This window comes from Streptomyces sp. CC228A, assembly GCF_021390935.1.
GTDB lineage: Bacteria > Actinomycetota > Actinomycetes > Streptomycetales > Streptomycetaceae > Streptomyces.
Map to the genome: position 1 here is coordinate 371041 of NZ_JAJPUI010000001.1, position 21471 is coordinate 392511.

The 21471-nt window shown below is 74.6% G+C and carries 18 protein-coding genes, 1 pseudogene and 1 riboswitch; of the genes and pseudogenes, 7 read left to right on the forward strand and 12 right to left on the reverse strand.

Annotated features, from left to right (window positions below; translation table 11 throughout):
• Nucleotides 1–218 precede the first annotated feature (218 nt).
• Entirely contained in the window at nucleotides 219–1352 is a 1134-nt protein-coding gene (locus tag L6E17_RS01680) for an EamA family transporter (protein ID WP_374108994.1), read from the forward strand.
• Here L6E17_RS01680 and L6E17_RS01685 read toward each other — a convergent pair.
• Entirely contained in the window at nucleotides 1343–2674 is a 1332-nt protein-coding gene (locus L6E17_RS01685; RefSeq protein WP_236239008.1) for an aminotransferase class I/II-fold pyridoxal phosphate-dependent enzyme, read from the reverse strand. The two genes, L6E17_RS01680 and L6E17_RS01685, sit on opposite strands and share 10 nt — an antisense overlap.
• A gap of 35 nt (nucleotides 2675–2709) precedes the next feature.
• On the opposite strand from L6E17_RS01685, the gene L6E17_RS01690 reads away from it, so the two are divergent.
• The gene (locus tag L6E17_RS01690; RefSeq protein WP_236239009.1) at nucleotides 2710–3435 is read left to right on the forward strand and encodes a pyridoxamine 5'-phosphate oxidase family protein; all 726 of its coding nucleotides are present in this window, start codon (nucleotides 2710–2712) and stop codon (nucleotides 3433–3435) included.
• A gap of 406 nt (nucleotides 3436–3841) precedes the next feature.
• On the opposite strand, the gene L6E17_RS01695 is transcribed toward L6E17_RS01690, so the two are convergent.
• The 3 genes from L6E17_RS01695 to L6E17_RS31325 form a co-directional block, all read right to left on the reverse strand.
• On the reverse strand, nucleotides 3842–4810 hold the full coding sequence (locus tag L6E17_RS01695) for a DMT family transporter (RefSeq protein WP_236239601.1): 969 nt from the start codon (nucleotides 4808–4810) through the stop codon (nucleotides 3842–3844).
• A gap of 300 nt (nucleotides 4811–5110) precedes the next feature.
• Entirely contained in the window at nucleotides 5111–6124 is a 1014-nt protein-coding gene (locus tag L6E17_RS01700; protein WP_236239010.1) for a DMT family transporter, read from the reverse strand.
• A gap of 23 nt (nucleotides 6125–6147) precedes the next feature.
• The gene (locus L6E17_RS31325; RefSeq protein WP_374108974.1) at nucleotides 6148–6825 is read right to left on the reverse strand and encodes a peptidase; all 678 of its coding nucleotides are present in this window, start codon (nucleotides 6823–6825) and stop codon (nucleotides 6148–6150) included.
• A gap of 196 nt (nucleotides 6826–7021) precedes the next feature.
• On the opposite strand from L6E17_RS31325, the gene L6E17_RS01710 reads away from it, so the two are divergent.
• Nucleotides 7022–7204 (forward strand): hypothetical protein, encoded by a 183-nt coding sequence (locus L6E17_RS01710; RefSeq protein ID WP_236239011.1) that lies wholly within the window; start codon nucleotides 7022–7024, stop codon nucleotides 7202–7204.
• A gap of 433 nt (nucleotides 7205–7637) precedes the next feature.
• The gene (locus tag L6E17_RS01715) at nucleotides 7638–8447 is read left to right on the forward strand and encodes a PhzF family phenazine biosynthesis protein (protein ID WP_236239012.1); all 810 of its coding nucleotides are present in this window, start codon (nucleotides 7638–7640) and stop codon (nucleotides 8445–8447) included.
• Between the two features lie 302 nt (nucleotides 8448–8749).
• On the opposite strand, the gene L6E17_RS01720 is transcribed toward L6E17_RS01715, so the two are convergent.
• Nucleotides 8750–9487: a CPBP family intramembrane glutamic endopeptidase gene (locus L6E17_RS01720; RefSeq protein WP_236239602.1), complete on the reverse strand. Its 738-nt coding sequence runs from the start codon at nucleotides 9485–9487 to the stop codon at nucleotides 8750–8752.
• Nucleotides 9488–10014: 527 nt separating this feature from the next.
• Entirely contained in the window at nucleotides 10015–11538 is a 1524-nt protein-coding gene (locus L6E17_RS01725; RefSeq protein WP_236239013.1) for a glutamate-cysteine ligase family protein, read from the reverse strand.
• A 493-nt stretch (nucleotides 11539–12031) separates the two neighbouring features.
• On the opposite strand from L6E17_RS01725, the gene L6E17_RS01730 reads away from it, so the two are divergent.
• On the forward strand, nucleotides 12032–12613 hold the full coding sequence (locus L6E17_RS01730) for a hypothetical protein (protein WP_236239014.1): 582 nt from the start codon (nucleotides 12032–12034) through the stop codon (nucleotides 12611–12613).
• A gap of 403 nt (nucleotides 12614–13016) precedes the next feature.
• Nucleotides 13017–13223: a DUF5999 family protein gene (locus tag L6E17_RS01735; protein WP_308315807.1), complete on the forward strand. Its 207-nt coding sequence runs from the start codon at nucleotides 13017–13019 to the stop codon at nucleotides 13221–13223.
• Nucleotides 13224–13449: 226 nt separating this feature from the next.
• Here the strand turns inward: L6E17_RS01735 and gcvP are convergent, their stop codons facing one another.
• On the reverse strand, nucleotides 13450–16335 hold the full coding sequence (gcvP, locus tag L6E17_RS01740; RefSeq protein WP_236239016.1) for an aminomethyl-transferring glycine dehydrogenase: 2886 nt from the start codon (nucleotides 16333–16335) through the stop codon (nucleotides 13450–13452).
• A 182-nt stretch (nucleotides 16336–16517) separates the two neighbouring features.
• A riboswitch (glycine riboswitch) is annotated at nucleotides 16518–16626 on the reverse strand.
• Between the two features lie 113 nt (nucleotides 16627–16739).
• On the opposite strand from gcvP, the gene L6E17_RS01745 reads away from it, so the two are divergent.
• Nucleotides 16740–17111 carry a PRC-barrel domain-containing protein gene (locus L6E17_RS01745; protein WP_236239017.1) on the forward strand — a complete coding sequence of 124 codons (372 nt, stop codon included), beginning with the start codon at nucleotides 16740–16742 and terminating at the stop codon, nucleotides 17109–17111.
• Here the strand turns inward: L6E17_RS01745 and L6E17_RS01750 are convergent.
• The 5 genes and pseudogenes from L6E17_RS01750 to L6E17_RS01770 all read right to left on the reverse strand — a co-directional run.
• A pseudogene (locus L6E17_RS01750) lies at nucleotides 17033–17308 on the reverse strand (DNA polymerase IV); the annotation flags it as partial. The gene L6E17_RS01745 and the pseudogene L6E17_RS01750 overlap by 79 nt on opposite strands.
• Nucleotides 17268–19283 carry a DNA polymerase IV gene (locus tag L6E17_RS01755; protein ID WP_236239018.1) on the reverse strand — a complete coding sequence of 672 codons (2016 nt, stop codon included), beginning with the start codon at nucleotides 19281–19283 and terminating at the stop codon, nucleotides 17268–17270. The pseudogene L6E17_RS01750 and the gene L6E17_RS01755, both read right to left, overlap by 41 nt.
• Nucleotides 19284–19365: 82 nt before the next feature.
• The gene (locus L6E17_RS01760) at nucleotides 19366–19959 is read right to left on the reverse strand and encodes a MerR family transcriptional regulator (RefSeq protein WP_236239019.1); all 594 of its coding nucleotides are present in this window, start codon (nucleotides 19957–19959) and stop codon (nucleotides 19366–19368) included.
• A 216-nt stretch (nucleotides 19960–20175) separates the two neighbouring features.
• Nucleotides 20176–20649 (reverse strand): bifunctional nuclease family protein, encoded by a 474-nt coding sequence (locus tag L6E17_RS01765; RefSeq protein ID WP_236239020.1) that lies wholly within the window; start codon nucleotides 20647–20649, stop codon nucleotides 20176–20178.
• A 55-nt stretch (nucleotides 20650–20704) separates the two neighbouring features.
• The gene (locus tag L6E17_RS01770) at nucleotides 20705–21460 is read right to left on the reverse strand and encodes a MerR family transcriptional regulator (RefSeq protein ID WP_236239021.1); all 756 of its coding nucleotides are present in this window, start codon (nucleotides 21458–21460) and stop codon (nucleotides 20705–20707) included.
• Nucleotides 21461–21471 lie beyond the last annotated feature (11 nt).

The following is a 21471-nucleotide window of genomic DNA, read 5'->3' on the forward strand; positions in this document are numbered from 1 at the left end:
GTCATCGTGGTCCCATGCCGACCACGCCCCGCCCTCGCCCGCCCCTGCCCGCCTCCCGTACCGCCTCCGCGCGGACGCCCCACGCGCGGCCCGCCTCCCCGCGGACCGCTTTCCCCCCGACCGCCCACAAGCGGACGGCCACGGCTCGGACTGCCTCTTCTCAGGCTGCTTCCGGCCGGACGCCCAACTCCGGCCCGGGTGGCGACCGGGGGCCGCGGCTGCCGCGCGTGGACTGGCGTGTCCGGTTCGCGGCGCTGGCGCTGGTCTGGGGCTTCAGCTTCCTGCTCATCAAGGTGGGCACGCAGGGGTACGCGCCGTTCCACGTCACCTTCGGGAGGCTGCTGTTCGGTACGGCGGTGCTGGCCGCGGCCATGGCGGTGCGGCGGACGGGGCTGCCGCGCGGCGCCCGCACGTGGGGGCATCTGGCGGTGGCGGCGTTCTTCCTCAACGCCCTGCCGTTCTCGCTGTTCGCGTACGCCGAGCTGACGATCCCGTCGACGCTCGCGGGGATCTGCAACGCCACCTCGCCGCTGTGGGGCATGGTCCTGTCGCTGGTCGCGCTCTCGGAGGACCGCCCCACTCGGAGGCGTGTGGCGGGGCTCGGGGTCGGCTTCCTGGGCGTGCTGACCGTGCTCGGGGCCTGGCAGGGGTTCGCGGGGGTCGACGCGGCGGGGACGGCCATGGCGCTGGGTGCGTCCCTGAGCTACCCGGTCGGCTGGATCTACGTGCGCCGGACCCTGGCCGGCCGCAGCGAGTCGCACCTGTCGCTGACCGGAGCGCAGTTGATGCTGGCGACGGCGCAGGTGGCCGTCGCGACCGCACTGTCCAGCGGCGTTCCCACGGCGTTCCCGGTGGTTCCGCTGCTGGCGGTGGCCGCGCTGGGCGTGCTGGGCACGGGGGTCGCGATGCTGGTCCAGTACGGGATCGTCGCCGAAGTCGGCCCCACGACCGGTCAGATGGTCACGTACTTCGTCCCGGTCATCGCCACGGCGGCCGGCGTGACCCTGCTCGACGAGCCCCTCGCGTGGAACACCCCTGTCGGAGCCCTCATCGTGCTGGCCGGCGCGGCCCTCACCCAGAGCCGCGGCACCACCCGCCGCGTGACGGGCCCGATCGGCCCGGCACCCGCCGTCCCCGCTCCCGGCACACAGGCCCCGCACACACCGGATCCCGGCATATCCGCGTCCGGCTCCACCACCACCGCCGTACCGCCCGCCCCCTCGGGTGCCGTCGCCGTGCCGCCCGCCACCGCGGGCACTTCAGCCACCCCGCCATCGGCCCCCGACGGCGACGGCACCGGCTCCGGCGCGCTCGCCCCCTCCCCCACCGGCCGCGGCGCGCGTCAGCCGTAGCTGCGGACCGCCACCGGCCCCGCCGCCGCCGCGACCGCCTCCGCCAGCTGCTCGACGTCGGCCGGCGTCAGCGAGGAGACGGTGAGCCGCACCGCGGGGCCGGACACCACGCGGAACCGGGCTCCTGGGGCGACCGCCCAACCGGCGTGCAGCAGCCGGGCGACCACGCCCGTCTCGTCGGCGACCGGCACCCACACGTTCATCCCGCTGCGCCCGTGCGCCGCGACCCCTCGTGCCTCCAGGGCCCGGATCAGGGCGTCGCGCCGCTCGCCGTACGCCCGCGCGAGCGCGGCCCGGTCGACGGAGCCGGAGCGCCACAGGTGGACCACGGCCCGCTGGAGCAGCCGACTCACCCACCCGGGTCCCAGCTGCTGGCGTCCGGTGACCCGGTCGACGGTGACCTCGTCACCGGTGAAGGCCGCCACGCGGAAGTCGGGACCACAGGCCTTGGCCACGGACCGGACGAACGCCCAGTGGCGGGTGGAGCCGGCCAGCGGATGGACGGGGAGGTCGACGAAGCCGTGCCCGTGGTCGTCCTCCACGAGCAGGACCTCCGGGTACGCGGCCAGGACGGCGCGCAGTTCGGCGGCGCGGGCAGCGCCGACCGCGGCGCCGGTGGGGTTCTGCGCCCGGTCGGTCACGATGAGGGCCCGCGCGCCGTCACGCAGGGCGCGTTCCACCTCGCCGGGCAGGGGGCCGTCGTCGTCGAGCCGTACGGGCACGACCCGGAGCCCGAGCGCCGGCACGAGGTCGAGCACGCTGCCCCACCCGGGGTCCTCGACCGCCACGGCGTCACCGGGCCGCAGATGGGCGCCGAGCACGCGCTCGATGACGTCCAGCGAGCCCGACGCGACGGCGACGGGACCGGCCGGCACCCCGTCGGCGTCCAACGCGGCCCGCACGAGGTCCGCGAACTCCTCGTCCACGGCCGACAGCCCGTACAACCCGGGTGCCGCGTCGTACTCGCGCGCGGCGGCCGCCAGGGCGTCGGAGAGCCGCGGGAGGAGCGTCGGGTCCGGATTGCCCTCGCCGATGTCCCGCACCCCGGCGGGCGCCTCGATCCGGAGGGTGCCCCGGGCGGTGGTGGCCGGTCGCGGCCGCACGCGGGTGCCCCTGCGCCCGGCGGTCTCGATGACGCCCCGCTCGCGCAGGGTGCGGTAGGCGGCAGCGACGGTATGGGGATTGACGCCCAGTTCCCTCGCCAACTCCCTCATGGGCGGCAGGTGTTGGCCCGGCGCGAGCGCACCCGAGCCGACGCCGCGCTCCACGCTGGCCGCAATCTCCGATGCACGGGACCCTTCGATCCGATAATCTCCTAGCACAATCAAGATTATGCACTAGCACAATAGGGGATGTCATGTCGGAAGCAGTACCGCCCTCCTCCTCCGCCTCCGCCGCCTCCGTCGGCACCGCCGCCGCGGGACGGTACGAGCCGACGGACCGCACCGTCCCGGCGCGCGCCCGTGAGCGGGCGTCGTACGACAGGGAGCTGGTCCACGCGATACTCGACGAGGCGTACGTCTGCCACCTGGGGTACGTGCGCGACGGCGCCCCGGTCGTCCTGCCGACCCTGTACGGCCGGGTGGGCGACCGCCTCTACGTCCACGGTTCGACCGGGTCGCGGCCGCTGCGGATGGCGGGCGGACGCAGCGAGGACGCGCCGGGGCTGGCCGTCTGCCTGACGGTGACCCATGTCGACGGGCTGGTGCTGGCCCGCTCCGCCTTCCACCACTCGGTGAACTACCGCTCCGTCATGGTCCACGGCACCGCGCACCAGGTCACCGACCCCGAGGAGAAGCGGATCGCGCTGGATGCCCTCGTCGACCACGTGGTGCCGGGCAGGTCCCGGGACTCGCGCCCGGCCGACGCCAAGGAGCTCGCGGCGACCGCGGTCCTGCGCCTGGACCTTGCCGAAGTGTCCGCCAAGGTGCGCACCGGAGACGCCAACGACGAGCCCGAGGACCTGGGTCTGCCTCACTGGGCGGGCGTCGTTCCGGTCGCGGTGCACCACGGCACGCCTGTCGCGAACCACGACCTGCGGCCGTCCGTGCCGCTCCCCGGCTACCTCGCCGCACCGCGCTGAGCCGGGCGACGGGCTGCACGAGCGCGAGCGCCCCGGGCGTCACCAGCGACGCGCCGGTCAGCAGGTGACGCACGTGAGGCACCCGGCTACGGGGGGGACCGGCGCGACAGCGAGTCGACGGGCCCGGATACCGGCCCACCGGCCAGGCGGCGGGTGGGCCGGTCCCGACCACCGCCCACTGCCGTCCGGCCCGACCACCGGCCACCGGCCTCCGGTCACCTGGCCCGGCCACCGCCCACCGGCCGCTCAGCCCGATCGCTGCCGACCGGTCCGGCGGACCGCCCGGCCCCGCCAACGACCACCCGCCCGGCGGCAGATGGAACGGTTCCGGACACCGGCCGCCCAGCGCGGCGGCAGGGCGACCCGAGGCAAGGCGACCGGGCCGGGCACCGGTTTCCGCGCGCCGCTATGCGGCGACCGCCTCCGCGCTCCTGCGCCGTACCACCGCGAGCCTGGTCTCGGCGAACGCGAGGCCGGAGACGGCCGCGAGCAGCAGCAGCGTCCCGGCGACGGTGGCGGCCGTCAGCCGCTCACCCAGCAGGGTGACCGCGATGACCGCCGCGCTCACCGGCTCCAGCAGCATGATCACCGACACGGTCGCGGCCCGCACCACGGCGGCACCCGCGAAGTACAGCGCGTAGGCGAGCGCGGTCGGCACGGCCGCCACGTACGCCAGCAGCGCCGCCACCTCCACGTACTGCGCCGTGTACGGCAGCAGCCCCTCCGCCAGGGCGAGCGGCAGCAGCCCGACCGCGCCGATGGCGAACGCCCACGTGCTGGTGGCCAGGGCGTCGCCGCCGCCCCCGTCCCGGCCCAGCCACCGGGTGATCAGCGTGACCGCGGCGTACGCGGCGGCCGACAGCAGGGCCAGGGCCACCCCGGCCGGCCGTACGGAGCCCGAGCCGCCGCCGAGGACCAGCACGACCAGCCCGGCGAGCGCCCCGGCGACCGCTGTCACGCCGCCGGCCCCGAGGCGCTCCCCCATGGTCAGGCGTGCCCCGAGCGCGATGAGGACCGGCCCGGCGCCCAGGGTGACGACCGTGCCGACGGCCAGTCCCGTCGCCTCGACGGCCGCGAAGTACGCGCTCTGGAACACGGTGAGGCCGACGCCGGTACCGACGATGCGCAGCGCCCTGCGCCGACGCGGTTCGGTGCGGGCGGCGCCGTCCCGCGCCGCTTCCGCATCCGCGGCTCGGCCCCTCGCGGCGGCGCGGCCGCGGCGGCGCAGCGCGAGGACACCGGACATGAGCAGGAGTCCGCCGACGCAGCGCCAGAAGGACAGCGCGAGCGGGCCGATGTCGCTGATCCGGTACACCAGCGAGGCGGCGGCCCCGGCGGTGCCCCAGGCGATCCCGGCGACGATCAGGTAGAGCAGCGCCCGCCCGACGGAGGCCGGAGCGGTCCCGCGGGCGGCGGAGTCCGCAGCGCCCGTGCGGACGGCCCGGAGCTCACCGGCTTCGGGCGCGGCAGTACGAAGGGAGTGGTTCGACACGTGACTTCTCCTGGAGGAGACGAGGGAAAGGCCGCTGGAGCGCGCGTGGGCGCGCCTGGTTCCGCGTACGGGCAGCGGCGTTCCGCTCGGGGCGCAGCCCGAGCCGGGTCCTCTTCAGGAGTGCGGCGCCGCCCGCCTCAGGCGGCGGGCGGCGGAAGTACGGTCGCGTGCATGCCCGGCACTCTACGGCGCGCCCTGTCCCGCGGACAACCGCCCCTCGCCCTGCACGGGGGCCTGCCCGCCCGGGCGAGCGGCGTCGGCGGGCGACCCGGCCACGGGCCCCGACGGTGCCGTGGGCTTGGGCGACTGGGCGATGAAGGCACCGACCAGGACGAGGACACCGCCCGCGATCTGCGGTGCGGACAGGTGCTCGCCGAGCAGCACCCACGCGAGCACCGTGGCGACGACCGCCTCCAGGCAGGCCACCACTCCGGCCACCTGCGGGGAGAGCTTCCGTACGGAGATGATGCCGGTGACGTAGGCCAGGACGGTCGCGATCAGCACGATCCAGGCGAGCAGCGCCCAGGCGGGCACGCTGGAGCCGGCCACCGCGGCGGCGCCGAGCAGCACCTCGGCGTCCATGCCCCAGGGCCGTGCGACGACGGTGAGGACGACGGCGCCGATGAGCAGCCCGTACGCGATGACGCCGAGCGGGTCCGCGGGTTCGGTCCCGTCACCGCCGTGGTCGGCGAGGATGAAGTAGCCGGCCTGGCAGAAGGCCGCGCACAGGGCGAGGACGAGGCCGACGACGTCGAAGCCGAGCCCGGCCCAGACCTCCACGACGCACGCGAGGCCGCCGACGGCGAGGACCACGCCGAGCGCTGCGGCCCGGGTCACGGGGCGCCGCTGGACGAACCGGACCCAGCCGAGGACGAGCGCCGGGCCGAGGTACTCGATGAGGAGGGCGACCCCGACGGGGATACGGGACAGCGCGGCGAAGTAGAACGCCTGCACGCCGGCCACGGCGAACAGCCCGAATCCGGCCAGCAGTGCGGGCCTGCGGCGCAGCAGGTCGCGGTGGCGCCAGGCCACGGGCAGCATGACCAGTGCCGCGCCCGCCACCCTGAGCCACACCACGTGCAGCGGGTCGAGGCCCGCCTCGATGAGCGGCTTCGCCGCGACACCTGATCCACCGAACGCGAACGCCGAGGCCAGGGCGAGTCCCAGGCCGACGTTCCTCACCTGAGCCGTCTGCATCGGCACATGATGGCAGGCAGCAGTCAGGAGCGTAAAGGCAGTGACACCTGTTGAGACGGCGGCCGCCGCAGCGCCTCTTCCCGGTCCGGAACAGCAGCCGCCGCAGCGGGCCCAGCGTCAGGCGCCGCCTCCCCGCGAGGCGCCGGGAACGGCGTCGGAACGGGCGCCGCGCACGGAGCCCCGTCGGCCGGCCAGGCGCAAGCGACCCCCGCCCGCCGCAGCACGTCGACGGCCCGGCACGCCGGGTCGGAGGTCATCGCGGCGAGCAGGTCGAGCGCGTCGGCCCGGGCGGCGCCGCGCGCCCCGGCCCGCCGGAGGGCGCGCCTGGCCGCGGCCGCCGCGGCGGGCGACCACCCGGACCAGCCGGTCGCGCAGTCGTCCTCGGGTGACGTCAGGCCCGCCTCCTCCGCCGACTCCTGCCAGCGCAGGCCGTAGCCGATGCTGCGCTGCACGAGGTAGCCGAGCACGCGGGCCGTCTGCGCCCCGTCGCCGATGGCGGCCCGTACGTCGGGCACCGACTCCAGCAGGGAGTGGAGGAGATGGGCCGTGTCGATCTGGTGATCCCCGGCACGCGCCGCCCGGCGCCTCGCACCGGAGACGGCGGCGGCCAACTCGGCGGTGAAGCCGGGGTGGTCCCCGGCATGGCGGCCGCCCGGCGGGCCGGGGGCCGCTCCCGGCGCTTTCGGGGTGGAGCTGTGCACACTTCCACCTCATCAGCCGCGGCGGCCCGGTGTCGTCGCCGCGGGGAACCATGTGCGCGTCCCACGCAGGTCGGGCGCCACCGCTGTCCTCTCCTCCTCAAGGAGGAGACCGAGTGCCGCTGCTCGCGGGGCGCGCGCCGACCCGCTGCGCGCCCCGGAGGCAACCACGGCGGCCGGGGCGTTCGTCTCGCCCGTTGTGTTCTGGATGGTCTCCCTGCTCGCCCTCGACGGCCGGCAGTACGTCTACCGGGTGTACGCCCCGGACGACGCACGGCCGGGCGACCTGTTCTGGGCGGCCTTCCACTGCCACGACGAGGAGCAGCGCCCGCGGGCCTCGGACGCCTTCGACTCGGCCGAGATCTGGCGGGCGGTGTGCTGACCCGCCGGCCCCCGCCCCGGCAGCCCGGGACGCCCCACCGCCACGCCCCACCGCCCTGCCCCACCGCCATGCCCCACCGCCCTGCCTCACCGCCACGCCCCACCGCCCTGCCCCGGCGGCCCGGGACGCCCCACCGCCATGCCCCGCCGGCCCTCGGCGGCCCGGGACGCACCGCCATCACCTGGCGCCCCCTGAGCCGCCCGCCCCCGGTCCCCCGCATCCGTGAGCAGTCGACGCCTGCACGGCCGCGCCCCCGCCCGCCCCGACCGCCGACAGGGCCGCGCCCCGCCCGCCCCGACTGCCGTCATGGCGGGCGAGGGGCCTGGATCCATCCGCGCGCCCCGTCCAGTGGTGCCGGCCTCCCCCGCCGACCGGTCCAGTCGCCGCGGATTGGCCTTGGCCGCATCTGCCGCGGCGCCTCTACGGTCGGTCCATGCGTATCCGAATCGTCGACGCCTTCACCGACCGCCCCTTCTCCGGCAACCCCGCCGGAGTGCTGCTCCTCGACTCCTTCCCCGACGACGGCTGGCTGCAGCGGGTCGCCGCGGAGGTCAACCTCTCCGAAACCGCCTTCGCGCACCCGCTGCCGGAGGGCGGCGACGCCGACTGGGCGCTGCGCTGGTTCACCCCGGTCGCCGAGGTCGACATGTGCGGCCACGCCACCCTCGCGACCGCACACGTCCTGCGGACCACCGGCCAGGGCGCGGGCACGGTGCGGTTCGCCGCGCGCTGCGGGATCCTCACCACCGAGGACGGCGGTGACGGCGCGATCACGATGGACTTCCCCACGTCGTCCCTGACCCCCGTGGAGACCCCGCGCGGGCTCGCCGAGGCGCTCGGCGCGGAGGTCCTGTCCGTGCACGACACCTCGGAGCACGTGGGCGACCTGCTCGTGGAGCTGCGCGACGAGGCGGCCGTGCGGTCCCTGGCACCCGACCTGGCCGCGCTGGCCGCCCTGTCGAAACGGGGCGTCATCGCCACGGCGCCCGCGGCGGACCCGGCGGGCGGCCACGACTTCGCGTCCCGGTGCTTCTTCCCCCGGCTGGGCATCGACGAGGACCCGGTCACGGGCAGCGCGCACACGGCGCTGGCACCCTTCTGGGCGCGGCGGTTCGGCCGGACGGAGCTGACGGGCCTTCAGGGCGGGTCCCGCACCGGTGTGGTGCGGACCGCGCTGCGCGGCGAGCGCACCCTGCTCACCGGGCACGCCGTGACGGTCCTGGACGGCGCCCTGCTCGCCTGACCCCGAGCCCGCCACCGGCCCGCGAGGGGCCGATCGACCGCCCGCCGCCCCGAGGGCCGCAGGTCCGCCGCCTGCGCCGCAGGGACGGCGGGCCCACTCCACCCCCACCTCGGGATTTCGGGGCCCCTGCCCCGCACGACGTGGATCGCAGGGCCGCTGCCGCCACCCGGGAATGCGGCGCTCCCCGCACCGCGAGCAACTGCGCTCCCGACCGCCTCACGCCGCCGACCGCGAGCCCGCGGTGCCGCCGCCTGCCGTACGGGTACAGCAGGCGGCGGGACACCGGCGGCCGGGCGGCCCCGTCACGCGGTGGGCAGCCAGCCCACCTTCCCGGCGAGCAGCCCGTACCCGACGAAGGCCACGATGTCGAGCAGCGCGTGCGCCACCACCAGCGGCCCGACGCGCCCCCAGCGCCGGTACAGCCACACGAAGACCACGCCCATCACCACATTGCCGACGAAGCCTCCGATGCCCTGGTAGAGGTGGTACGAACCGCGGAGCACCGAGCTCGCCACCAGCGACGCCGTCGGCGACCACCCCAACTGGTCGAGCCTGCGCAGCAGGTAGCCGACGACGATGACCTCCTCCACCACGGAGTTCTGGAGCGCGGAGAGGACGAGCACGGGGTACTTCCACCACACCTCCGGCAGGTTCTCCGGCACGACGGTGAGGTTGAAGCCGCCGGCCCGGACGATCAGGTAGAAGGCCAGCCCGGCGCTCCCGATACCGGCCGCGACCAGCGCACCCCGCCAGAGGTCCTGCCACGGGGCCCGCCGGTCGAAGCCGATGGTCCGCAGCCCCGCGCCCTCGCGCAGCAGCAGGTGCGCCACCAGCACGACGGGAACCAGCGCGGTGGCGATGCCGAAGAGCTGCAAGGCCAGGTCGAGCCAGGGGCGGCCCGGAGCGAACGAGCTGTTGAGCCGGGCCGCCTGTTCGCCGAGGCCTTCCGGCTTGGTCAGTGCTCCGACGAAGCGGATGAGGGAGAGCACCGCGCTGGCGCCGAGCGACAGCGCGAGCACGATGAGGGTCTCCGTCCGCAGGGTCCGGCGCGCCGGCTCCTCGACCGTGTCCGTGAATCCCGGTGCCCCGCCGGTCCGTTCCTTGCGTCCTGCCCGCACGCCGCGCCGCCTTCCGTCCGTGATCTCGCGCCGTCCAGCTTGCCCGACGCGGCGCCGGGAGGGGGCCGCGGGGCGCGGACGAACTCCGGCGCGGACGAACTCCGGCCCGGACGCGCACCGCCCACGCAGGCGCACGGGGGTCACGGCCGCGGTGGCGATGCGGCCCCAGTCGCCCGCGCACCCCGCCGCCGGCCCCGCCCGACACGTACGGAGCCGCCGGCGTGCGCCGACCGCAGACGGATCGCGCCCCAGCCGTCCGGGCAGCCCTGCGGCACGCCGGACCGGCGGGCACCAGCGAGCACCGACAGGCACCGACAGGCACCGACAGGCACCGACAGGCACCGACAGGCACCGACAGGCACCGACAGGCACCGACAGGCACCGCGAGAAACACCTGCCGTGCCGCGAAGACACGGCGGCCGGCGGACCCTCCTGCGGCCGGCGGCAGGTCAGCGCGAGCGCTGCGGGCGGGGCCCGGGGCAGCTCACCGGCCAGGTGTGCACCGGCTCGCCCCGCAGCGACAGCTCCTGGTAGCGCCGCGCGGTCGCCGCCAGCGCGGCGTCCCGCTCCAGTCCCGCCTCGACGGCCCGGTGGAAGGTCTCCACCTGCCACGAGGCGCCGTTCACCCGTCGGCGGCACCGCTCCTCGATCACACCGAGGGTGCGGTCCCGGTCGGCCGGCTCGACACCCCAGGCGTCCAGCCCGGCGGCGGCCAGCGGCAGGAGCTCGTCGCGGACCAGCTTGACCGCGGGGACGGCGCTCACCCCGCTGCCGCGCCCGGGACGCGGCCACCGCAGTTCGGCGTCCAGGCCGTGGCGGCAGGCCGCATCGAAGTTGGCCGCCGCGTCGCTGAACGGCATGCGCTTCCACACCGGTCGGCTGTCCTCGGCGAGCGCCCGCACAAGCCCGTAGTAGAAGGCGGCGTTGGCGATCACGTCGTCGACGGTCGGCCCTGCGGGGAGCACCCTGTTCTCCACCCGCAGGTGCGGCACGCCGTCCACGACTCCGTACACCGGCCGGTTCCAGCGGTAGACGGTGCCGTTGTGCAGGACCAGCTCGTGCAGGGCGGGGGTGCCCCCGTCGTCCAGCACCCGCAGCGGGTCCTGCTCGTCGCACAGCGGCAGCAGCGCGGGGAAGTACCGCAGGTTCTCCTCGAACAGCTCGTACGCCGACTCCACCCAGCGCTCGCCGAACCAGGTCCGGGGCCGCACGCCCTGCGACTTCAGCTCCGGCGGCCGGGTGTCGGTGGCCTGCTCGAAGAGCGGCGGCCGGGACTCCCGCCACACCTCGCGGCCGAAGAGGAAGGGGGCGTTCGCCCCGACGGCTATCTGCACGGCGGCCACGGCCTGGGCCGCGTTCCACACATCGGCGAAGCGGCCCGGCGTGACCTGCAGATGCAGTTGTACGGAGGTGCAGGCGGCCTCCGGCGTGATGGAGGCCGCCGTGCAGCTGAGCCGCTCCACGCCGTCGATCTCCAGGGAGAAGTCCTCGCCGCGCGCCATGAGGATCTGGTCGTTGAGCAGCAGGTACCGGTCGCCGGACGAGATGTTGGCGAGGTCCACGTCCTGCCGGGTGAGGGTCGGCAGTATGCCGATCATGACGATTCCCGCGCCCAGTTCCTCGGCCTTGCGGTGCGCGTAGCCGATCCCCGTGCGGAGTTCCTCGGCGAGCTGCGAGAAAACATGGCCGCCGAGCCGGTGCGGCGCCACGTTCAATTCCACGTTGAACATCCCGAGCTCCGTCTGGAAATCCCGGCTCGCGATCCGCTCAAGCACCGCGCCATTCATCATCCGGGGCAGCCCGTCGGGCCCGGCCAGATTGAGTTCGATCTCGATGCCCATGAGATTGCGCGGCCGGTCGAAACGACGCTCGGCGAGCAGCCGCTCCAGCGCCTCCAGGCACTGCCGCAGCTTCCGGCGGTACGACTGCCGATCCGCCAGGTCAAACGCCGCCGCCACGACCTTCTCCCCCATCGAAGGGTCCCTCCTCGCGTGGGTGGCACGCGGCACCGGCGCTCGCGTCCGGGACGATGATGCCCCGTCGGGCCGATCCGTAACGCCCGTGCGGGCCGCCCTTTGCCACTAGGCTGGCGCCGACGCCCTCCGGCACATTCCGGAGGCATGGATCTGCTAGCACATCACCTCCGGCGGCATGGTGAAAAACGCCGACGAGATCCAGCCGTCCGCGCCGCGAATGACCGGCCTGGTAGCAGCACCGAAACGTGGGGCGAATAGCCGGAAATACCCCTGAAACACGGGCGTGAACAAGGCGCGCTAGCGTCTTGACCGGATTATCGGCATCGACTAGCGGAAACCTGCCGTGAACATGTGTCGTATAAACTCCGCGCAGAGGCCGAGAATCGGCGCCGGGCGTGGCGCCCCGGGCGCCTCCTCCGCCCCGCTGCTGACAGCGTCGTCCGCACCCACCCGCGCATTCCCGTCTGTCTCGAGTGAGAGGCGACCCACCATGCCGCTCCATGTCTCCCAGCCCCCTGCTGCTGCTTTGCACGCCGTCCTCACCGCGTTGGGATCGCCGGCGGCCCGTGAGGCCGGCACCCCCGCCCTGCGGTCCGTCCCGGGTCCGCTGAGCGCCGACGCCCCCCTGCCGGTCCACGTGCTGGCCACCGCCCCGGCCGGGGCGGCGCCGAGCACCCGACTCGTCGGGTGGCGCTTCCTGATCCGCGGCGGCGAACTGTCCCTGGCCGCGGCGGACGTGGCGCCCGCGGCGGACGGCTGGGCCTTCTCGCACTTCTGCGAGGGGCCGTACGTCGCCTCGACCGAGCGGGCCCTGCGCCAGGCGGAGGGGTCGCAGGCCCCCTGGCAGGCCCGGCTGCTGTCGGTGCCCGACCTGTACATGCTCACGCTCTGGCTGCACGGCAACACGGAAGCGGACCCCTCCGCGGGGTCGCCGGCTCCCGAGGACATGCTGATCCCCCTGGCGCCGGCGCCGCCCGGGATCGCCGCCCACCGCCCGCACCGGGTGGCCGACCTCCTGCCGCGGCTGGCCGTACGGCTCGCACCGCCCCCGCTCCTCGGTTCCACGGCCTGAGCATCAGCGCGGCCGCACGCGGGAACGACCGGCACAACCGGGCACCGGCAGGCCGTGAAGACCCGTCGGGCCCCGAGGCCGCCCCGGTTCCCTGCCCAGGGCGGCCCGTCACAGCGGTGCCCCGCGTCCGCCCGGACGCGGGGCACCGGCGCGTTCCGGCCCTGGGCCAAGCGGACTAGTTCACTGCGGCCACTGCGAACCACCCGAAGGGGTGGGGGGTTTGCGTTGAACCATCCGTGCGGGTGACACGTCCTTCAGCTGTAGGACGAGCTGTCGCGAAATCCCTGCGGAAACACGCCCGTGGGGCAACACTGGGAACGGACCAACCGAAAGACGGGGGGCGGCCATGAACACCGCGTCGAGCCGCAGGACAGACTCCACACCGCAGCGAAAGAACCCTCCCATGTGCCAGCACCAGCCACTCTGCCCGACCGCTGACTCCGCCGACCGGGAAGCCGCCCGGGTCGTGGCGCACCATCCCGAGCAGGGCTGGAGCCTGCTGTGCAACGGCGTCCTCCTCTTCGAGGACACCGGCGAGCTGCTGCCGGACGGCCAGATCATCGCGCCGCACCGGCCGCTGACGGCGACCCGGGTGACCACGGCCGCGTAGGCGTACGGCCGGGAGGCCGCCATGGCGAGGGGCCGGTCCGGAGGTGACACCTCCGGACCGGCCCCTGTGCGTCCGCGGCGGCCGACCGGTCACCGCTCAGGGCCGGACAGCAGATCCGTACGAAGGCCCGGCCGCGACGGCCCTCCTGCGCACGCAGGCCCGGCCGCGACGGCCGCTCTGTCCGCCCGCAACCCGGCCGGACGCTTCGCCCGGCCGGGCACCGCGATCAGCCGTCGTACTCGTCCAGCGGCGGGCAGGAGCAGACCAGGTTGCGGTCGCCGAAGGCCCCGTCGATGCGGCGGACCGGCGGCCAGTACTTGTCCGCGGCCGCGACACCGGCCGGGAAGACGGCCTCCTCGCGGGTGTACGCGTGGTCCCAGGCACCGCCGAGCGCGGCCGCCGTGTGGGGGGCGTTGCGGAGCGGGTTGTCCTCGGCGGGCCACTCGCCGGTGGCGACCTTCTCGATCTCGGCACGGATCGCGATCATCGTGTCGCAGAACCGGTCGAGCTCCGTGAGGTCCTCGCTCTCGGTCGGCTCGATCATCAGGGTGCCGGCCACCGGGAAGGACATGGTGGGCGCGTGGAAGCCGTAGTCGATCAGGCGCTTGGCGATGTCGTCCACGCTGACGCCGGTCGCCTTCGACAGCGGGCGCAGGTCGATGATGCACTCGTGGGCGACGAGGCCGCCCGGCCCCGTGTAGAGCACCGGGTAGTGCGGCTCCAGGCGCTTGGCGACGTAGTTGGCGGCCAGGACGGCGACCTGGGTGGCGCGCTTGAGGCCCTCGCCGCCCATGAGCCGGACGTATGCCCAGGAGATCGGCAGGATGCCCGCCGAACCCCACGGGGCGGCCGAGATCGGGCCGACGCCGGTCTCCGGGCCGGCGGCCGGCTGCAGCGGGTGGTTCGGCAGGTACGGGGCGAGGTGCTCGCGGACCGCGACCGGGCCGACACCGGGGCCGCCGCCGCCGTGCGGGATGCAGAACGTCTTGTGCAGGTTCAGGTGCGAGACGTCGCCGCCGAACTTGCCCGGCTTGGCGAGGCCGACCAGCGCGTTGAGGTTGGCGCCGTCCACGTACACCTGGCCGCCGGCCTCGTGGACCTGGGCGCAGATGTCGGCGACGTGCTCCTCGAAGACGCCGTGCGTCGACGGGTACGTGATCATCAGCACGGCGAGTTCGTCACGGTGCTTCTCGATCTTGGCACGGAGGTCCTCGACGTCGACCTCGCCGTCGTCGGCGGTCCTGACGACGACGACCTTCATACCGGCCATGACGGCCGACGCGGCGTTGGTGCCGTGCGCCGACGAGGGGATCAGGCAGACCGTGCGCTGCTCGTCGCCGTTGGCGCGGTGGTAGGCGCGGACCGCGAGGAGGCCGGCCAGCTCGCCCTGCGAACCGGCGTTGGGCTGGATCGACACCTTGTCGTAGCCGGTGACCTCGGCGAGGCGCTCCTCCAGCTCGCGGATCAGCGTCAGGTAGCCCTCGGCCTGCTCGGCGGGCGCGAAGGGGTGCATCTGCCCGAACTCGGCCCAGGTCACCGGCTCCATCTCGGTGGTCGCGTTGAGCTTCATCGTGCAGGAACCGAGCGGGATCATGCCGCGGTCCAGGGCGTAGTCCCGGTCGGCGAGCTTGCGCAGGTAGCGCAGCATCGCCGTCTCGGACCGGTGCGCGTGGAAGACCGGGTGGGTGAGGTAGGTGTCGCCGCGCAGCAGCCCCGCGGGCAGCGCGTCCTCGGTGGCGGCGTCCAGCGCGTCGATGTCGCCGGACACGCCGAAGGCGGCCCACACGGCGGCGATCTGCGGGCGGCCGGTGGTCTCGTCGCAGGAGGCGGAGACGTGGTCGGCGTCCACGAGGTGCAGGTTGACGCCGCCCTCGCGGGCCGCGGCGACGACGTCGGCGGCCTTGCCCGGCACGCGCGCGGTGACGGTGTCGAAGAAGGCGTCGTGCAGCAGCTCGACACCGCCGGCGCGCAGTCCGGCGGCGAGGATCGCGGCGTACCGGTGGGTGCGCTGCGCGATCTCCTTGAGCCCCTCGGGGCCGTGGTACACGGCGTACATGCCGGCCATGACGGCGAGCAGCACCTGGGCGGTGCAGATGTTGCTGGTGGCCTTCTCGCGGCGGATGTGCTGCTCGCGCGTCTGCAGGGCCAGGCGGTACGCCTTGTTCCCGTCGGCGTCGACGGAGACGCCGACGAGTCGGCCCGGCAGGCTGCGGGCGAAGGCGTCGCGGACGGCCATGTAGCCGGCGTGCGGGCCGCCGAAGCCCATCGGGACGCCGAAGCGCTGCGTGGTGCCGACGGCGATGTCGGCGCCGAGCTCGCCGGGGGAGGTGAGCAGGGTCAGCGCGAGCAGGTCGGCGGCGACGGTGACGACGGCGCCGAGCTCGTGGGCGGCGTCGATGAGCGGCTTGATGTCCCGCACGGCGCCCGAGGCGCCCGGGTACTGCAGCAGCACGCCGAAGACCCCGCGTTCGGCGGCCTCGGCGGGGATGCCGTCGCTGAGGTCGGCGACGACGACCTCGACACCGGTCGGCTCGGCGCGGGTCTCGATGACGGCGATGGTCTGCGGCAGGGCGTCGGCGTCGACCAGGAAGACGCCCTTCTTCACCTTGCCGACGCGCCGGGACAGCGCCATGGCTTCCGCGGCGGCCGTGCCCTCGTCGAGCAGCGACGCACCGGAGGTGGGCAGTCCGGTCAGGTCGGCGACGACGGTCTGGAAGTTCAGGAGCGCCTCGAGGCGGCCCTGCGAGATCTCCGGCTGGTACGGGGTGTAGGCGGTGTACCAGGCCGGGTTCTCCATGACGTTGCGGAGGATGACCGGCGGCGTGAAGGTGCCGTGGTAACCGAGGCCGATCATCGGGGCGAGGACCTGGTTGCGGTCCGCGAGGGAGCGCAGTTCGGCGAGGACCTCGGCCTCGCTGCGGGCCTCGGGCAGGCCGAGGGCCTCGGCGCTCTTGATGACGTCCGGCACCGCGGCCGCCGTGAGCTCGTCGAGCGAGCCGTAGCCGACCTGCGCGAGCATCTTGGCGCGGGCCTCGGCGTCGGGCCCGATGTGGCGCTGCTCGAAGGGGGTTCCTCGCTCCAGCCGGGAGAGCGGAATGCGGTTGGCGGTCATGTACGGGGGCCTCCTGGTCGTAGCGACCTGCGAGGGGCACCGCGGCGCGGGTGCCCGGACGGCCTCCCCCTCTGTCATCTCAACCTGAGAGCTTCGCCGCGACCCGCCCTGCGGGGCGGGACGGCTTTCACCGTCGGTGAGAGCGGGTGCCGTCCGACGCCCGCCCTGCTTTCCAGAGTGACCTCGTCCGTGCGGTACAGGGGCCTGAGAGATTCCGGGGAGGATTTGCTCCTTCGGCGCCCCCGAAGGACCGGTTTCGGTCTTTCCGGAGGACTCTCCCGCACAGGGTCAGCAGCCATTGCCAGCCTACCAGCGGTGTTCCCGGCCGATCCCTCGAGTGGCCGACGTCACGGTTGTGCATTTTCGTAGTATTTGAGGACCAGTTGCGACCGGCTGGAGGGCCCGTGCAGACCGATATCGATCCTCGCACGCTGATTGGGCGCAAGGCATACGACCGGGACGGCCACAAGATCGGCACGGTGGACGAGGTGTACCTGGACGACGCGACCGGCGAACCGGAGTGGGCGGCGGTCCGTACCGGCCTGTTCGGCCGCGACGCCTTCGTACCCCTGGAGCCCAGCCGGGTGGTGGACCAGGCCCTGCACGTGCCGTACGAGCGCTCCCTCATCAAGGACGCGCCGGACTTCGGCGTCGGGCGCCACCTGTCGCCCGAGCAGGAGCTCCAGCTCTACCGCCACTACGGGCTCGACCTGCCCGGCTCCACGGGCCCTTCCGCGGACAGGGACTTCGGCAGCGTCGCCGACGGCGGCGACTGACCGCCCCCGGGCACCAGCGGCAGAGGTTCCGAGGGCCGCAGTTCGGGATCGTCCGTCCGGAACGTCCGTACGCGTCCCGGCGCGGAGCCCGGTTGCTCGAAACGCACCGTGACCCGCCCCACTCCGCTGCCCTGCACCCATCCCGCTCCGTACCGGTCATGCCGCACGTCCTGCCCCGGCGTCCACCGCCGCTCCCCCGCACTGTCCCGTACGCCCCCTCCCGTGTCGGCGGGCCCACCGCCGGCCCCGGCTCCGCCCGCTCCGGCACGCTCCGTGATGACGGTGGAGCCGCCCGGGCCCGCTCCGGCGCCCGCGCCGGCAGAACGGCCCGGCCCGGCACCCTCCCGTGTCGGCGGGTCCCCCGCCGCCCCCGCCGACCCCGGCCGCACCACCCGAGGGCACCACCGCAGAAGGCCCACCCGCACCGAACCCACCGGCTCCCGGGCCTGCTGCTCCGGTACCGCCCGCCGGCCGGGCTCCCGCGTCCCCGCCGCGCGCCTCGCGGCCTCCGCCCGCCGCCGAAGGGCCCGCCCCGGCGGCCCCCGCACCGGCGCCGCGTTCCTCCACCGGCTCCGCAGCGGCACCCGGGTCCGGGCCGGGGAAGGCAGGACCGCGCCCCGGCTCCCCGCTTCCCCCGTGCACAGCGCGCATCTCCCCCGGCCCGCTTCCGCCGGGCCCCCGCCCGTCCTCCCCCGCCTCCGGTGGCACCCCGCCCGCGTGCAGTTCCCGTGCGGGACCGTCCGGCTCCCCTGCCGCGCCGCCCGCCCCGGGAAGCCCCGCGGAGGCGGGACGCCCAGCGTCGGAGCCCTGCTCCCACCCCGCCGTGCCACCTCCTCCGTACGCCTTCCGGTTCGGCCCTCTGGCTGCCACGGCGCCCCCGGTCCGGCGCTCCCGAGCCGCCGTCCCGGGCCACGGCACGCCCAGCCGCCCCACCGCCCCACGTCCCCCGCCGCCCCGAGCTGCCTCCACCTCCTCCCCTCGGCCACTGCGGCCGGGAGCATCCCAGGACTCCTCCGCCGCAGCCGCGGCCTCTCCGGCCCCGCCCGCCGCACCCCTGGTCTCTCCGGCCCCGCCCGCCGCAGCCCGGGCGGCCTCCTCGGCCGCGGCCTGGGCGAACAGGTCCTCCTGCGTGTAGTCCGCCAGCCCGGACACGCCGACACCGAGCAGCCGGACCCCGCCGGTCGTGTCGACCGCGTCCAGCAGCCGCGCGGCCGCCTCCCGGACGACGGCCGGGTCGTCCGTGGGACCGCGCAGGGTCTCGGACCGCGTCAGGGTCGAGAAGTCGTACCGACGGACCTTCAACACGACGGTGCGCCCCGACCGGCCGGCCGCCCTCAGCCGGCCCACGCACCGCTCGGCAAGCCGCTCGACTTCCCACCGCACCCGGGCCCGGTCGTGCAGATCCACATCGAAGGTGTCCTCCACGGACACCGACTTCGCGTCCCGCTCCCCCACCACGGGCCGGTCGTCCTGCCCCAGCGCCATCGCGTGCAGCGCCGCGCCGTGGGCCCGGCCGAGCAGCCGGACGAGCTCGTCCTCTCCCGCCTCCGCCAGGTGGGCCACCGTCGTCATCCCGGCCCGCCTCAGATGCTCCTCCGTCGCGGGGCCCACCCCGGGCAGCGTCCGCACCCCCATGGGGGCGAGCAGCTCCCGCTCCGTGCCCGGTTCGATCAGCACCAGGCCGTCCGGCTTGGCCTGCTCCGAAGCGATCTTCGCCAGCATCTTGGAGCCGGCGAGCCCCACCGAGGCGGTCAGCCCCGTGGCCGCGACGATGTCCCGGCGCAACCGCTCCCCGACGGCCCGCGCCGCCCCCGCGTCGCACGCGGACCCCCCGGCCTCCAGATCCACGAAGGCCTCGTCCAGACTGAGCGGCTCCACCAGCGGCGACAGCCTGCCCAGCAGCTCCATGACTCGCATGCTCACCTCGCGGTACAGCGCGAAGCGGGGCGTCAGATAGGCGGCGTTCGGCGCCAACCGCCTCGCCTGCCCCATCGGCATGGCGGAGCGCACCCCGAACCGCCGCGCCTCGTACGACGCCGTGGCCACGACCCCGCGCGGCCCGAGCCCGCCCACGACCACGGGCTTACCGCGCAGGCTCGGCTTCGCCGCCTGTTCGACGGCGGCGAAGAACGCATCCATGTCCAGATGCAGGATCGTCGGCGCTGCTCTCACACCATCGATGCTGCCGCACCCCACTGACAACGGCCCCGCACACCCGTACGAGCCTCGCGGAGGGAGCGCCGCCGCGGGCCCCTCAGACCGCCCTGTCGCGTCTGCGGCGCGCCAGCTCGTCGGTGGGGTTGTTGCCGATCAGCGTCTCGCCGGTGTCGACCCGCTCGCCGTGCAGCTGCGACAGCGCCGCCTCCACATCGCGCCACACCACGCCCACCGCGATGCCGAAGATGCCCTGGCCGCCTTGGAGGAGGTCGACGACCTCGTCGGGCGAAGAGCACTCGTACACCGTGGCACCGTCGCTCATCAGCGTCATGCGCTCCAGGTCCCGCAGGCCCCGGCCGCGCAGGTGCTGCACGGCCGCCCGGATGTTCTGCAGCGCGACACCGGTGTCCAGGAACCTCTTGACGATCTTCAGGACGACGACGTCCCGGAAGCTGTAGAGCCGCTGCGTGCCCGACCCGTACGCGGGCCGCACGCTCGGCTCGACGAGCCCCGTACGGGCCCAGTAGTCGAGCTGGCGGTACGTGATGCCGGCCGCCGCGCAGGCCGTGGGGCCGCGGTATCCGACGAGGTCGGTGGCCGGGTCGGGCGTCTCCTCTGAAAGCGGATAGGGTGCGCCACCTGCCGGGCTCCGCCCGGGGAGCGCTCCCGCCGTACCGTCGCCGCTGCTCATCACGCCGACCCTCCGTCCTTGACCTGCCACATCGACGGTAGGCAGTCCCCAGGGGTGCGTCAACGATCGCCACACTCGCCACGCCGAGTGATAATCACCCTGAGAGTGGTTTGGCGTGTCCTGATACCGGGAAACGCTACTCGAATGCGCTGAACGCGCCGACCGTGCGCCCTCCGCTACCCGCGCCCCCCACGTCTGCGGGGACCGGGCGGCACCTCACTGGTTGCTGGAGCCGAAGTCCTCGGGGGAGATCTGGTCGAGGAACTCGCGGAACTTCTCCACCTCGTCCTCCTGCTCGTCCGGGATGGCGATCCCCGCGTCGTCCAGTACACCGTCACTGCCGAAGATCGGCGTTCCGGTGCGGAGCGCCAGCGCTATGGCGTCGGACGGCCGGGCGCTCACCTCCACGCCGCTGGCGAACACCAGCTCCGCGTAGAAGACGCCTTCCCTGAGGTCGGTGATGCGGACCTCGGTGAGCTCCTGGCCCACGGCCTCCAGCACGTCCTTGAACAGGTCATGGGTGAGCGGCCGTGCAGGCGTCATGCCCTGCTGGGCGAAGGCGATCGCCGTGGCCTCACCGGGACCGATCCAGATGGGGAGGTACCGGTCGCCTCCCACTTCGCGCAGGAGCACGATCGGCTGGTTGGACGGCATTTCCACCCGGACACCGACAACATCGAGCTCGTTCACACAGCAACCCTAGGACGACCCGGACCGGTTTGGGTAGTCGGGGCCGTCCCCCAGGTCACGGAAACCGGACGCCGAGGGCCGTTCTGACCAGGGCGGCGTGCAGCCGCACCGACAGCGCGGCCAGTTCCCGGGCGGTCGCCTCGGCGTGCGCCCGGGTCTGCGGGTTGCGGTGCCGGCGCAGCGGTGCCACGACCTGCTCGACGAGCCCGGCCTCACGGTCGGCCGCGGCCTTCATGGCCCGCAGGTGCCGCGGTTCGAGTCCGTACCGCCCCAGCTCTGCGACGAGCTTCGCAACGGTGACCGCCTCGGCGTCGAAGCCCCCGTCGGGGAGCTCGGCGACCAGGCCGTACGACTCCCAGACGGCGAGCTCCTCCTCGTCCGCCTCCACGGCGGCGAGGAGCTCGGCGCGGCCGATCCTCGCCGCCGTGGGACGTGACTGCTCCGCCTCCCACGGGGGAACACCCTCCTGGCGCTCACCGGGCGGCCCCTGCCCCTGGGCGGGCAGCTGGACCTGCTCACCGCGCGCGAGGGCGTCCAGGTGCCCCCTGATCACCTTCAGAGGCAGGTAGTGGTCCCGCTGCATGCGCAGGATGAGAGCGAGCCGCTCCACGTCCCGCGGGCTGAACTTGCGGTACCCGGACGCCGTCCGCTGCGGTTCGACGAGCCCCTCCGCCTCCAGGAACCGGATCTTGGAGATGGTGACCTCGGGGAACTCCTCGCGCAGCTGGTTGAGCACCGTACCGATGCTCACCAGCCGATCGCCCGCGTCGGCGGCGCCGTTCCCGGCACCGCCTGTCGGTGTTCGCAGCATGGACCTTCCTA